The sequence below is a fragment of the Kribbella steppae genome, assembly GCF_004342025.1.
Lineage (GTDB): Bacteria > Actinomycetota > Actinomycetes > Propionibacteriales > Kribbellaceae > Kribbella > Kribbella steppae.
In genome coordinates, this window is record NZ_SLWN01000027.1 from 14,090 (window position 1) to 27,630 (window position 13,541).

Sequence of the window (13,541 nt, forward strand, 5' to 3'; positions counted from 1 at the left end):
GCCCGCGCCATTCAGGGGATGACCCTGGAGGAGAAGGTCGGGCAGTTGTTCGTGCTGTTCGCCTACGGGCCGGACGCGCACAAGCCCGACACCCGCAACACCACCCTGTACGGCGTCCCCACGCCGGCCGAGGTGGTGGCGAAGTACAAGCCGGGCGGCTGGATCTACTTCAACGGCCGCGGCAACGTGGAGAGCCCGACCCAGCTGGCGACGTACTCGAACCAGCTCCAGACCGCGGCCATCAACACCGGCCTGCACGTCCCCATGATGATCGCGACCGACCAGGAGCAGGGCGTCGTGGTCCGGATCGGTCCGCCGGCCACGCAGTTCGGCGGCAACATGGCGCACGGCGCGACCCGGAACACGGCGGACGCCCGGACCGCCGCCGCCATCACCGGCCGCGAACTGAAGGCGATGGGCATTCGGCAGGACTACGCCCCGGTCGCCGACGTGAACGTGAACGCCCTCAACCCGGTCATCGGCGTTCGCTCGTTCTCCAGCGACCCGCAGCTGGTCTCGGACATGACGGTCGCACAGGTGCAGGGCTACCAGCGTGACGCCGGCATCATGGCGACCGCCAAGCACTTCCCGGGCCACGGTGACACCCGGGACGACAGCCACACCGCGCTGCCGACGATCAACCACACGCTCGAGCAGTGGAACACGATCGACGCACCGCCGTTCAAGGCCGCGATCAAGGCCGGCATCGACTCGATCATGACCGCGCACATCGTGGTCCCGTCGCTCGATCCGTCCGGCGACCCGGCGACGCTGAGCAAGCCGATCCTGACCGGCGTCCTGCGTCAGCAGCTCGGCTTCAAGGGCCTCATCATCACCGACGGACTGGAGATGGCCGCGGTCCGCCAGCAGTACGGCGACGCCGAGGTGGCGGTCCGGGCGATCGAGGCCGGGGTGGACCAGTTGCTGCTGCCGCCGGCCCCGGATGTGCAGTTCAACGCCGTCCTGGACGCCGTCCGTTCGGGCCGGATCAGCGAGCAGCGGATCAACGAGAGCCTGCTGCGCATCCTGCTGATGAAGCTGAAGAACGGCGTCCTGTTCACCCCGTTCGTCGACCCGGCGAAGGTGGCCACCACGGTCGGTACGCCCGCCAGCCTGGCGACCGCGCAGACGATCGTCGACAAGAGCGTCACGCTGGTCAAGAACAACGCGAACGTCGTGCCGCTGAACGCCGACCCGCGGAAGATCCTGGTCACCGGGTGGGGCGTGAGTACGACGCAGGCGCTCGCCGCCAGCCTGACCAAGCGCGGTGCCACCACCACGGTCGCGCAGACCGGCGCGGCTCCTTCGGACGCGGCCATCGCCGACGCGGTGGCGAAAGCACAGCTGAACGACGTCACCGTCGTAATCACGCAGAAGGCCTGGGACACCACCGTCACCGACAAGCTGGCCAAACAGCAGAAGCTGGTGAAGGACCTGCTCGCGACCGGGAAGACCGTGATCGTGGTCGCCGTGCGGGACCCGTACGACATCGCGTACTTCGACGCCGCACCGACGTACCTGGCTACCTACGGTTACGCCGCGGTATCGATGGAGTCACTGGCGAAGGTCATCTACGGTGAGACCAAGCCGACCGGAAAGCTGCCCGTCGATATCCCGGTCGCCGGGCAGCCGGACACCGCCCTCTATCCCTTCGGCCACGGATTGACCTGGTGACGATGGAACCCACCCGACGCCCAACCTTCACCCGACGCCAAACCCTGGGTCTCGCCGCAGCAGCGGTCGCCGGTACGACGATCGCCGGCACCACGACCGCACAGGCGGGCACCGACCGCTGGGTCCGCGACACGCTGCGGCGGATGACGCTGGAGCAGAAGGTCGGTCAGCTGTTCGTCTGCTACGCCTACGGGGCGACGGCGGACACGGCCGACCAGCGCAACACCAACCTGTACGGCGTGGCGACTCCGGCCGAGGTGGTCCGCAAGTACCACCTCGGCGGCGTGATCTATTTCGCCTGGACCGACTCGACCAAGGACCCGCAGCAGATCGCCCGGCTCTCCAACGGACTGCAGAGCGCGTCGATCGGCGGCACCGGGATCCCGCTGCAGATCAGCACCGACCAGGAGTACGGCGTCGTGTTCCGCGTCGGGCCCCCGGCGACCCAGTTCCCGGGCGCGATGGCGCTCGGGGCGACGCGGTCCGCGCAGTTCGCGCGGCTCGCGGGCGGGATCGGCGGCCGGGAGTTGCGGGCGGTCGGCGTCACGACCGACTTCGCACCGGTCGTCGACGTCAACGTGAACCCGCTGAACCCGGTGATCGGTGTCCGCTCGTTCTCGTCCGATCCCGAGCTGGTCGCCGACCTCGCCGCGGCGCAGGTCCAGGGCTACCAGCGGGACGGCCGGATCGTGTCGACCGCGAAGCACTTCCCCGGTCACGGTGACACCCGGGACGACAGCCACACCTCGTTGCCCACGATCAACCACACCGTCGAGGAGTGGAACACGATCGACGCGCCGCCGTTCCGGGCGGCGATCAGGGCGGGGATCGACTCGATCATGACCGCACACATCGTGGTGCCGTCACTCGATCCGTCCGGCGACCCGGCCACGTTGAGCAAGCCGATCCTGACCGGCATCCTGCGCGAGCAGCTGCGCTTCGACGGGGTGGTGATCACCGACTCCCTCGGGATGCAGGGCGTCCGGGACAAGTACGGCGACGCGGAGATCCCGCTGCGGGCTCTCGAGGCGGGCGTCGACCAGTTGCTGATGCCGGTCAATCCGGAGCTGGCGTTCAACTCGGTGCTCGGCGCCGTCCGCGGCGGGCGGATCAGCGAGGCGCGCATCGACCAGAGTGTCGAACGAATCCTGAAGCTCAAGGTCAGGACGGGCGTCGTCGATCACCCGTACGTCGACCTGAGCCGGGTGGCGACGGTGGTCGGCACACCGGCCAATTACGCCGCCGCCCAGCGGATCGCCGACCGCAGTACGACGCTGCTGAAGAACGACGCCGGCCTGCTGCCGCTGTCCCCGGCGCCGCGGAAGATCCTGATCGCCGGGTACAGCCCGGCCGCCCTCGGGACCGCCCTGCAGGGCCGGGGTGCGACCGCGATCGTCAAGGACACCGGCGCGACACCGACCGACGCCCGGATCGACGAGGCCGTCGCGGCGTCCGCCGACGCCGACCTCACCGTCGTCCTCACGATGAAGGCCTGGGATACCAAGGTCACCGACAAGCTGGCGAAGCAGCAGAAGCTCGTCAACGCCCTGCTCGCCACCGGCCGGCCGGTCGTCGTGGTCGCCGTCCGGGACCCGTATGACGTCGCGTATTTCCCCTCGGCGCAGACCACGCTGGCCACCTACGGCTACGCGGCGGTGTCGATGGAGGCGCTGGCCAAGGTCCTCTACGGCGAGCTCGCACCGGCCGGAAAGCTGCCGGTCGCGATCCCGGCGCAGCCCGATCCGGCCCGGACACTGCACCCGTTCGGCCACGGGCTCACCTTCGACCCGCGCGACACCCGGCTGACCGTTGCCTCGTACAACATTCACGCCGGTGCCGGGTCGGACAACGTGTTCGATCTGGAGCGGACCGCCCAGGCCCTGAAGGCACTCGACGCCGACGTGATCGGGCTGCAGGAGGTCGACGTCCACTGGGATGCGCGCAGCGAGTGGCGCGACACCCTCGCCGAACTCGCCGTCAAGCTGGGGATGTACGCCGGCTTCGCGCCGATCTACGACCTCGATCCGCCCGCGGCCGGCCAACCGCGCCGGCAGTACGGCGTCGGCGTACTCTCGCGGTTCCCGCTGGTCCGGACGGAGAACCATCCGATCACCCGGCTCTCCACCCAGGACCCGAACCCGGTGCCGGCTCCGGCGCCCGGTTTCCTGGAGGCCGAGATCGACGTCCGCGGCCGTCGGGTGCACGTGTACTCCACGCACCTGGACTACCGGGCCGACCCATCGGTCCGGCAGGCCCAGGTGGCCGACACGATGAAGATCCTGGCGCAGAACCGCCGGGAGGATCTGCAGATCCTCACCGGCGACTTCAACGCCGAGGCGGAAGCACCCGAGCTGGCCGGGCTGTGGAGCCGCCTCACCGACGCCTGGACGGCGGCTGCCAGCACGGCCGGCGGCCCGCACACCTATCCGGCGGTCGGCCCGGTCAAGCGGATCGACTTCGTCACCGTCGGCGCGGGGTTCCGCGTCCGGCGCGCCTCCGTTCCCGATGAGCAAGTGGCCAGTGACCATCGCCCCGTGGTGGCCGACCTGTTGTTCCGCCCGTAACGCCCTGCCGAAGGAGAAGTCTGATGAAGCGCCGCAGTTTGCTCGCGGGCGCCGGTGCCCTGGCCGCCGCCCCCCTGATCGACGTACCGGCGGCCCATGCCGGCCAGACCCCCAGCAAGGGCAGGACGATGGTCGGCGCCGAGGTGCTGGCCGCCGACGACTGGCAGGCGCTGGCCGGCCAGAAGGTCGGCGTGATCAGCAACCCGACCGGCATCCTGCCCGACCTCAGCCACATCGTTGACACGATGCACGCGTCCGGGAAGGTCAACATCGTCGCGGTCTTCGGCCCCGAGCACGGGTTCCGCGGTACGGCGCAAGCCGGCGGATCCGAGCAGGACCACATCGACCCGCGCACCGGGATCATGGTGTACGACGCCTATGGCGCCAACGCGGACAAGCTGGTCAGCCTCTACACCAAGTCCGGTGTGGAGACCGTCGTCTTCGACATCCAGGACGTCGGCGCGCGGTTCTACACCTACATCTGGACGATGTACGAGGCGATGATCGCGGCCGTCCGCACCGGCGCGCGGTTCGTCGTACTGGATCGCCCGAACCCGGTCGGCGGGTATGCGCGCGGCCCGATGCTCAAGCCCGGTTACACCTCGGGTGTGGGCAAGGAGGAGATCATCCAGCAGCACGGCATGACCGTGGGCGAACTGGCCCGGCTGTTCAACGCGGAGTACCTGCCGCTCGACGCGAACGGCGCGCGGCTGACGGACCTCCAGGTCATCCCGGTGAAGAACTGGAAGCGCGATGAGCTGTACGACGACACCGGCCTGACCTGGGTGATGCCGAGCCCGAACATGCCGACCCCGGACACGGCCCTGCTCTACCCGGGCATGTGCCTGTTCGAGGCGACCAACTTCTCCGAGGGGCGTGGTACGACGCGGCCGTTCGAGCTGATCGGGGCGCCGTACATCGACTACAAGTGGGCCGAGGCGCTGCAGGCCAAGAACATCCCGGGTGTCGACTTCCGGGAGGCGTACTTCACGCCGTTCATCAGCAAGAACGCGAACGTGCTCTGCGGCGGCGTCCAGGTGCAGATCACCGACCCGCACAAGGTGGAGGCGATCACCGCCGCGACCCACATGATCGTGGAGGCGCGCCGGCTGTACCCGGGCTTCGCGTGGCGGGCCGAGAACCCGCCCGGCCGGTGGATCGACCTGCTGACCGGATCCGACCGGTTCCGCACCATGCTGGAGGCTGGTGCGACTGCCGAGGAGATCGTCGCGGCCTGGAAGTCCGAGACCGATGCGTGGACCGCCCGCCGGGCGAAGTACCTGCTGTACAAGGGAGCTCACCGGTGAGACGAGTCGTCGGAATCGCGGTAGTCTCCACCCTGATGCTCGCGATGACCACCCCCGCAGTTGCCAATGGCAACAGATCCGGCCGGTTCGACCACCCGTACGACGGCTATGCCCCGAGGACGACTCTCTTGCGCGACTCCACCCCGGCGAAGGCCGGTCTCGACCCGGCGCCGATCGACGCGGCGCTGGCCCAGGTGGACGCCTGGACCAGGCCCAACGGTACGGTGAAACCCCTGTACGCCGGCGCGGTCACGCTGCTCGGTCACGACGGGAAGGTGGTCACCAAGACGGCCACCGGGATGGCGCTGAAGTACGCCGACGGCAATGGCACCGAGCTGCCGGCGGACCAGCAGATCCCGATGCGCACCGACACGATCTTCGACATGGCGTCGGTGTCCAAGCTGTTCACGTCGATCGTGGTGCTGCAGCTGGTGGAGAAGGGCAAGGTCGGGCTGGACACCCCGATCGCGACCTACGTGCCGGAGTTCGCCGAGAACGGGAAGCAGGCGATCACGGTCCGGCAGGCGCTCACGCACACGACCGGGCTGCCGTCCTGGTTGCCGTTGTGGAGTGCGCAGCCGGACCCGGCCTCGCGGATGCACATGGCGCTGACCGCGACCCCGACCAGCCCGGCCGGGACGAAGTACCTCTACAGCGACCTGAACCTGATCGCCCTGGGCGAGCTGGCCCACCGGGTGACCGGCAAGACGCTCGACAAGCTGGTTGCCGACGGCATCACCAAACCGCTGCAGATGCGGGACACCGGCTACAACCCGGATCCCCGCAAGAAGCCCCGGATCGCGGCCACCGAGTTCCAGTCCGCACCGCCGCGCGGGATGGTCTGGGGTTCGGTGCACGACGAGAACGCCTGGTCGCTCGACGGTGTCGCCGGGCATGCGGGTGTGTTCAGCACCGCGGACGACATGGCGATTCTGGCCCAGACCTTCTTGAACGGTGGTAGCTACCGCGGGGCCCGGATCCTCAAGGAATCCTCGGTCACCGCGATGATCACCAACTTCAACGGGGCCTTCCCGGGCAACGACCACGGGCTCGGCTTCGAACTGAACCAGCGCTGGTACATGAGCGGCCTGTCCGGACCGCGCACGGCCGGCCACACCGGCTACACCGGTACGTCGGTCGTGATCGACTTCGACTCCCGTTCGTTCGCGATCCTGCTGACCAACCGGGTCCACCCGAGCCGCAACTGGGGCAGCAACAACCCGGCGCGGCGTGCGGTGGCCCAAGGGCTGGCGCTCGCGCTCGGCGTCGGGCCGCGACACGGCAAGGACGCCTGGTTCTCCGGTACGACGGACGCCGCGACAACGACCCTGGCCACGCAGGTCGCCGTACCGGCCGAGGGCGCGAAGCTGACGTTCGACATGTTCGTGGACACCGAGGAGACCGACCTGCTGACCCTGGAGACCTCGGCCGACGGGACGACCTGGACGAAGGTGCCGTTCTCCGTGCTGGACCGGGGATCCGTGATCGACACCGACGGGACGATCAGCGGCTCCGGCGACCGGCACTGGCATCAGGTCTTCGCCGATCTCGCGGCCGGCGATCAGACGATCAGGTGGCGCTACACCTCCGACGCGCTGTACCAGGGCCGCGGTGTGTATGTCGACGGTGTGAAGATCACGAGCAAGAGTGGTGTTCTTCTCGACGGAGAACGAACGCCTGAATCATTTGTCGCCACAGGTTGGAGACTTTCGCGTCGGTGACCCCACTTGGTGCATAGTCGCCGTACCGTGCTGTCATGAACTCAGTTTCCTCTCCAGAACCCACGGGGCCGCTGCTGGTCCGGGTCCGCGCGGTGATGCCCGCGCTGGCGCCGGCCGAGCAGCGGGTGGCGAACGCGGTCCTCGCGGACCCGGGCGGAGTGGCGGCGATGACGATCTCCGAACTGGCCGAGGTGGCATCCACCTCGGAGACCACGGTCATCCGGTTCTGCAAGCAGATCGGCGTCCCCGGCTATCCACAGCTCCGCCTGCAGCTGGCGGCCCAGTCGGCGCAGGAGAGCATCCGGCCCGAGGTCGGCGGCGACATCGAGCCCGGTGACTCGCTGGCGGACGTGGTCGGCAAGGTCTCGTTCGCCGACGAGCGGGCGGTCCGCGAGACCGCTCAGCAGCTCGACGTCGACGCCCTGGCCAAGGTGGTCACCGCGGTCGTCAACGCGCCGCGGGTGGATCTCTACGGCTTCGGTGCGAGTGCGTTCGTGGCGCTCGACCTGCAGCAGAAGCTGCACCGGATCCGCCGGGTCTCGTTCGCCTGGTCCGACGTCCACGTGGCCCTGCCCAGTGCGGCGCTGCTCGGCGACGGCGACGTGGCGATCGGCATCTCGCACACCGGTACGACGGTCGAGGTCGTCGAGGCACTCGAGGAGGCGGCCAAGCATGGCGCGACCACGGTCGCGGTGACGAACTTCCCCCGCTCCCCGCTGGCCCGGACGGCCGACCTGGTGCTCACCACGGCCGCCCGGGAGACGACGTACCGCTCCGGCGCCATGTCCAGCCGGATCGCCCAGCTGACCGTGATCGACTGCCTCTTCATCGGGGTGGCCCAACAGGTCCTGCCGGACGCGCGCAAGGCGCTCGAGGAGACGGCCACCGCGGTCCGCGGCCACCGCCTCAAGGGCTCCGAGTAGCCGACCTACCTCCCCTCGTCTTTCCCGTGGGGAGGGATGCTCGTGTTTCCGTCAACGATCAACAGAATTGAAAATCCTTCAGTAGGAAACTAACATCGGTGCTGTGACCACGCCGACTGAGCAGCGCAACCCCAGGACGCTCGCTATCGATGCCGTGGGCACGACCGAGATCCTCCGGATGGTCAACGCCGAGGACGCCCGGGTTGCCGGTGCTGTCGGCGTTGTCATCCCCGAACTGGCCCGCGCCGTGGATGCCGCCGTCGAGGCGGTCCGCGGCGGCGGCCGGGTCCACTACTTCGGCGCCGGTACGTCGGGGCGCCTCGCCGTACTGGATGCGGCCGAGTTGCTGCCGACCTTCCATGTGCCGGAGGGCCTGGTGGTCGCCCACCACGCCGGCGGTATGGAGGCGCTGCTCCGCGCGGTCGAGAACGTCGAGGACTCCGAGGATGGCGGCGCCGCCGACGCGGCTGCCGTGACCGCCCAGGACATCGCCATCGGCCTCGCAGCTTCCGGGAGTACGCCGTACGTCGCCGGAGCGTTGAAGGCCGCCCGCGCGGCCGGGGCGACCACCGTGCTGGTGACGTCCAACCCGTCCGCCCCGCTGGCGCCGCTGGCCGACATCGTGATTGCCGCGGACACCGGGCCCGAGGTCATCGCCGGCTCCACCCGGCTGAAGGCCGGCACCGCCCAGAAGATGATCCTGAACTCGTTCTCGACCACGCTGATGATCAAACTCGGCCGCACCTGGTCGAACCTGATGGTCGACCTGGTCGCCACCAACCAGAAGCTCCGCGGCCGCATGCTCCGCATCCTCGGCGAAGCCACCGGCGCCGACCCCGACGCCTGCGAATCCGCGTTGGCCGACGCCGACGGCGAACTCAAACCCGCGTTGGTCCACCTCCTCACCGGCTCCCCGATCCCCGAAGCCAGAGACGCCCTCGAAGCCGCCCACGGCCGAGTAGCCGACGCCCTGACCACCCTCGGCGCCCCACCCAAACACACCGCCTCCGCCTAAACCCACCGCTCCGGCAAGCACAGCGAGGGGCTGAGAAGCGGGGTCAGGTGGTGTTGTGGAGGCGGTGGAGTTCGGAGCGGGCGTGGGTTACGGCGGGGGTTTCGGCGCCGTGGGCGCGGGCTAGTTCTCGGGAGAGGTCGGTGGCGGCTTCCAGCAGGTGTCTCGCTTTGCTGCGGCTGTGGAGGTGTTTGCGGTAGGCCTTGCGGTCTTTCCTGAGGCCGCTGACCGCATCTAGTAGAGCCGGGTCGATGGCGCCTGTCTCGAGTTCGGGTGCGAGTAGGGAGCGGGTCCAGGCGCGTTCCTGTTGGGCAGCGTGCCGCAGGACGTAGAACAGGGCCGTCAGTTCGATGGCCGCGATCACGAACGGCAGGAAGGCCGCCGCGATCCCACCGCCGCTGAGACCAGCCATGTCGTCCCAGCTGAAGTGGAACACCATGGCCATCAGCATGGTGAGTACGCCTCTGACCACATTGCGCTCGCCAGGGGTCCGGCCGAGGACCCACATCAGGCCGGCGCAGAAGATCGCACTGAACAGGGCGTGTGACACGATCCCGGCCGCACCCCGGGTCAGGAACACCTGCAGTGACGAGCCGAGCTGGTCCACGCCGTACAGCTGCGTCGCGCCGTTGTAGACGTAGAGCACGTCCTCGAAGACCTGGAAGCCGAGACCGATGTAGGCGCCGATGATGAAACCGTCGTAGGCGCTGCGGACCAGGCGCGGCGCGAGGCCGATGAGCAGCACCAGCCCGAGTGCCTTGCCCCACTCTTCGTTGATCGGTGCGGTGAGTCCGGCGGCCCAGTCCGCGGCGAAGGAGGTGCCGCCGACTTTCGCCCAGATCTCCAGCAACGCACTGTTGGCCGGCAGAGCGATCCAGAACGTCGCGGCGACGCCACCCCACACGAATCCGGTCGCCAGAAGTCCGGCAGGTTGAGCGGTGAAACGGTTGTGATGGCGCAAGAGCAGCAGCCATGGCACCAGGTACAGCCCGAACAGCAGGATGCCTCCGGCCAGGGCCGGCGTGTAGAACGCGGCCCGCGGTCCGAAGTACCGAAGCATCGTCAATGCTCCGCCGCCGACGCCCAGGAGGTAGACCCAGAACGCGAGGTTGTGCGGCTGCAGGAACCGGAACGGTTGCCCCCAGCCCGATTCCTCGATCGCGCTGAGCTGTGCCGCCCTGCCTTCGGGCACAGTGATGTCGGTCATCGGTCCGCCCCCGGCGTGATGCTGCGCAGCAGGGCTGCCACCTCGTCTTGGGACTGCTCGAACTGACCGGGCGCAGTGCGGACGCGGACGAGCAGTGCGGGCGCGGCCTCAACCGCCTCCGATGTGCCGGTGGCCATCTTGAATGCGGCGTCGATGCCGTCACCACCGGTAGAGGTCCTGCTCTCCACGACTCCGACCAGGCCGGCCCCGGTCGTCAGAGTTCCGCGCCGGCCGCTCACGCCCGGGCTGTCGCCGTCCGACCGCTCCACCTGATCGAGGAACGCGGCCGCGGTGCCGTCGTACGACGTACCGGTCAGCTCGATCGTGGCGCCTCCGCTGGCCAGCTTCACCTGCAGGCTCGTCGCGTTCGCGCCACTCAGGGTTCCGCTCTCCAACTGCCAGCCGACTGGGGGTACGGCGGTCGCACCGTTGCCCAGCTCGAGCACTTGACCGGCCTTGATCTCGTTGTGCCATGGAATCGCCGCATTGAGCGCGGGCAAGCCGTAGATCAGCACCAGAGCGATGGCGAGGCTGATCAGCCCTGCCGGGAAGGTACGTCGGTCGAGTCCGAACCATCGGTCCTCGACCGGCACCCAGTCCCGTGGTGTCTCCTCCGTACCTACTGACATCGGCCCCTCCGCACTAGCCCGCGCGATGGACGCGATCGCCCGGCAACCGGCCGACGGTCACGGTGCGCCACAGATTCAACGCCGCGTCACCATTACTGTACGCGTGGCGTCACCCCTCCCGCATGCACTTCGTGGACGCGGTGGGGCAGTTCTCCGGCCGCGAGCCGACGGCCGATCTGAGGTCAGGTAGCGGCGGCGAACGCTCGGAGTTCGCGGACCGATCTTTCTCCCCGAAACCTGTATTTCCTGCTGGGGTTCCAATTACGCACATTTGCGGGTTTACCTTCGGTGAGTTTATCTGACAGTGAATTTCTAACCGCTGATCGGAGCCAGGCTGGTTTGTTTTGAGGGGTGGGGAATGGCGGGTCAGGGGGGTTGCGAACGGTAGTGGGACCATCACTTTTGGTGCATAGCGCGTTTGTGTGATCGTGTCGTATCGTCGCGTCATCGCCAGGCCTTGGTGGGGGTTCTGGTCTTCGAATCCTTTGTGTGCAACGAACTTCGGAGCTCGGATGACCATGGACGGTGCTGTCGTGGTGCCCGGAACCACCCAGGGCGCTCAGTGGGTCGATGATGTGTTGCTGGCCGGCCCGGCGGATGATGTTTGCTTTCGCTTGCCCGAACCTATTGACCGTGCGACGCTACGCCGGTTGGTGCGGGATCGGCAATCCGAGTTGGCCCAGTCCGGTTTACGGCCGGGTGGTGCGGCGGCATTGCGGTTACCACCGTCAATGGCTTTCGTGACCCATTTACTGGCGGTCTGGCGTAGCGGCGGGCAGGCGATCCTGCTCGACCACCGGCTGACCGATTACGAGGTCCGGCGCGCGATCGAGCGGCTGGTCCCGCAGGTGGTCGTGTCACCCGGTCGGCCGGTCCCGTCCGGCCTGCGCACGTTCGTCGAGGTCGACACCGACGTGGCCAGCTACTCCGGTCATCCGGCGGGTACGGCGCATGTCGTCGTACAACTCAGTTCGGGTTCGACCGGGCCGTCGAAGGTGATCGGACGGACTGCGGAGGACCTGGTCGAAGAGGTACTGCGGTACACCGAGATCGACGGGGTTCCGTTGCGGGGTGAGCGGGTGATCCTGCTGCCCTCGATGGTGCACGTACTCGGGCTGGTCGGCGGTCTGCTGTACGGACTGCATGCCGGAATCGAGTTGGTCCCGCCGGCGCGGCTCACGGGGGACGCGATCGTCCAGGCAATCGCGTCGGGCACAACGCCGGCGACCGTACTCGGTGTGCCGTTCCACATCGGTCTGCTCGCTTCGGTGCAGGAACCGCCGAAGCTTCCGCAGTTCAAGCGGATGACGACCGGCGGCGAGTTGGTGCCGGCCGCGGTGTCACAGTCGTTCGAGTCCAAGTACGGCGTACCGCTCGGCAACATGTACGGGATGACCGAGGTCGGTGTGATCGGCACCGATCTGTACGGCGAACATCGGCCGGCGATCCGCCCGGCGCCGGGGATCGAGGTGCGCGCCGTCGACGGCGAGATCCACATCCGCCGGCCGGAATCGCCGTACCTCGGCCTCTCCGACCCGGCGCGATGGGCGGACGGCTGGCTGCGGACACGCGACGCCGGGGTTGTCGACGATGAGACCGGGCTGGTCAGCATCAAGGGCCGGCTCGACTCGCAGGTCTCCGTCGGCGGGATGAAGGTCGACCTGACCGAGGTCGAGTACACCTTGGGCACGCTCCGCGGCGTCGAGGCAGCGGTCGTCGTCTTCGACGGCTCCATCACCGCCTATCTGCAGCTGAAGGAGCGCCGCGACGTCACGGATCTGGAGTCCGAACTCGCGCGACGCCTGGCGCCCTACAAACGCCCCCGAACGCTCCGCATCCTCGATCAGATGCCCCGAACCACTACCGGAAAGCTCGTCCGGGACCTCACCGTCCTCCGCAAGGCAGCCCCGTGATGCTCGGTCAGAAGGACCTCGGTAGCTGCCGCCGGCAAAGCCACAGCCAACACCGCCTGCTGATCAACAGGCAGGTGCAGGACTGTGAGGCTCGGCTCCGACGAAACCAAACCGGCGGGGAGCGCCAGGCCCCGCCGTGCGTGTTCCGGCTGGACGGGGGCGGGCAGTGGCATGCGGCGGCGGAGGCCGGTGTTGCGGAGACCCAATCCGAGCGCCTTGCCAACAGCTTCTTTCGCCGTCCACAGCTGCAGGAACGCGGTCAACTCATCGGCTTCTCCCGCCATCCACTCCAGCTCGGACGGATCGAACCAGCGACGAGCCAGCCCACTGACATCGCGCGGGTACACGTCTTCGACGTCCACGCCGACCGGGCCGGTCGCAGAGGCGGCGACCGCCACGAGGCTGCGGCTGTGGCTGAGGCTCACTGCGAGGCCGTCGACGTACGGACGTCCGCTCGGCTCGTGCCGCAGTACGGCGGTGCGCTCGAGGAGCGAGCCGGCGAGTTCCAGCAGCAGCTCCTTGGCAGCCGAGCGCTGGTCGTCACCGGCCGGCGCCGTCCACACATGCACCCGACCGTCTCCCACCGAAAGA

General features: G+C 68.4%; 10 protein-coding genes. 7 read left to right on the forward strand and 3 right to left on the reverse strand.

Annotation, left to right across the window (positions count from 1 at the left end):
* Positions 1 to 18 precede the first annotated feature (18 nt).
* The 6 genes from EV652_RS42800 (at position 19) to murQ (ending at position 9,204) form a co-directional block, all read left to right on the forward strand.
* A complete protein-coding gene (locus tag EV652_RS42800; protein WP_242002345.1) occupies positions 19 to 1,674 on the forward strand; it encodes a glycoside hydrolase family 3 protein in 1,656 nt (551 codons plus the stop codon).
* Positions 1,675 to 1,676: 2 nt separating this feature from the next.
* Positions 1,677 to 4,238: a glycoside hydrolase family 3 N-terminal domain-containing protein gene (locus tag EV652_RS42805; RefSeq protein ID WP_242002351.1), complete on the forward strand. Its 2,562-nt coding sequence runs from the start codon at positions 1,677 to 1,679 to the stop codon at positions 4,236 to 4,238.
* Between the two features lie 23 nt (positions 4,239 to 4,261).
* Entirely contained in the window at positions 4,262 to 5,545 is a 1,284-nt protein-coding gene (locus EV652_RS42810) for an exo-beta-N-acetylmuramidase NamZ family protein (RefSeq protein ID WP_132216915.1), read from the forward strand.
* A complete protein-coding gene (locus EV652_RS42815) occupies positions 5,542 to 7,266 on the forward strand; it encodes a serine hydrolase domain-containing protein (RefSeq protein ID WP_242002346.1) in 1,725 nt (574 codons plus the stop codon). Before EV652_RS42810 ends, EV652_RS42815 begins: the two co-directional genes overlap by 4 nt.
* Before the next feature lie 35 nt (positions 7,267 to 7,301).
* Positions 7,302 to 8,189: a MurR/RpiR family transcriptional regulator gene (locus EV652_RS42820; protein WP_132216917.1), complete on the forward strand. Its 888-nt coding sequence runs from the start codon at positions 7,302 to 7,304 to the stop codon at positions 8,187 to 8,189.
* Positions 8,190 to 8,292: 103 nt separating this feature from the next.
* Positions 8,293 to 9,204, forward strand: a complete 912-nt coding sequence (murQ, locus tag EV652_RS42825) for an N-acetylmuramic acid 6-phosphate etherase (protein ID WP_132216919.1) — start codon at positions 8,293 to 8,295, stop codon at positions 9,202 to 9,204.
* A gap of 43 nt (positions 9,205 to 9,247) precedes the next feature.
* Here the strand turns inward: murQ and EV652_RS42830 are convergent, their stop codons facing one another.
* Both EV652_RS42830 and EV652_RS42835 read right to left on the reverse strand, forming a co-directional pair.
* Complete coding sequence (locus tag EV652_RS42830) at positions 9,248 to 10,408, reverse strand: PrsW family intramembrane metalloprotease (protein WP_132216921.1); 1,161 nt, start codon at positions 10,406 to 10,408, stop codon at positions 9,248 to 9,250.
* Positions 10,405 to 11,037: a hypothetical protein gene (locus tag EV652_RS42835; protein WP_132216923.1), complete on the reverse strand. Its 633-nt coding sequence runs from the start codon at positions 11,035 to 11,037 to the stop codon at positions 10,405 to 10,407. Before EV652_RS42835 ends, EV652_RS42830 begins: the two co-directional genes overlap by 4 nt.
* 518 nt (positions 11,038 to 11,555) lie before the next feature.
* On the opposite strand from EV652_RS42835, the gene EV652_RS42840 reads away from it, so the two are divergent.
* A complete protein-coding gene (locus tag EV652_RS42840) occupies positions 11,556 to 12,950 on the forward strand; it encodes a class I adenylate-forming enzyme family protein (protein WP_242002352.1) in 1,395 nt (464 codons plus the stop codon).
* Here EV652_RS42840 and EV652_RS42845 read toward each other — a convergent pair.
* Positions 12,881 to 13,534, reverse strand: coding sequence for a 4'-phosphopantetheinyl transferase family protein (locus tag EV652_RS42845; RefSeq protein WP_199238720.1), 654 nt, complete (start codon positions 13,532 to 13,534; stop codon positions 12,881 to 12,883). The genes EV652_RS42840 and EV652_RS42845 overlap by 70 nt on opposite strands.
* Positions 13,535 to 13,541 lie beyond the last annotated feature (7 nt).

Coding starts and splice junctions, on each gene's coding strand:
- EV652_RS42805 (WP_242002351.1), top strand. CDS start 1,677: ATGGAACCCACCCGACGCCCAACCTTCACCCGACGCCAAACCCTGGGT.
- EV652_RS42840 (WP_242002352.1), top strand. CDS start 11,556: ATGGACGGTGCTGTCGTGGTGCCCGGAACCACCCAGGGCGCTCAGTGG.
- EV652_RS42820 (WP_132216917.1), top strand. CDS start 7,302: ATGAACTCAGTTTCCTCTCCAGAACCCACGGGGCCGCTGCTGGTCCGG.
- EV652_RS42810 (WP_132216915.1), top strand. CDS start 4,262: ATGAAGCGCCGCAGTTTGCTCGCGGGCGCCGGTGCCCTGGCCGCCGCC.
- EV652_RS42830 (WP_132216921.1), bottom strand. CDS start 10,408: ATGACCGACATCACTGTGCCCGAAGGCAGGGCGGCACAGCTCAGCGCG.
- EV652_RS42835 (WP_132216923.1), bottom strand. CDS start 11,037: ATGTCAGTAGGTACGGAGGAGACACCACGGGACTGGGTGCCGGTCGAG.
- EV652_RS42800 (WP_242002345.1), top strand. CDS start 19: ATGACCCTGGAGGAGAAGGTCGGGCAGTTGTTCGTGCTGTTCGCCTAC.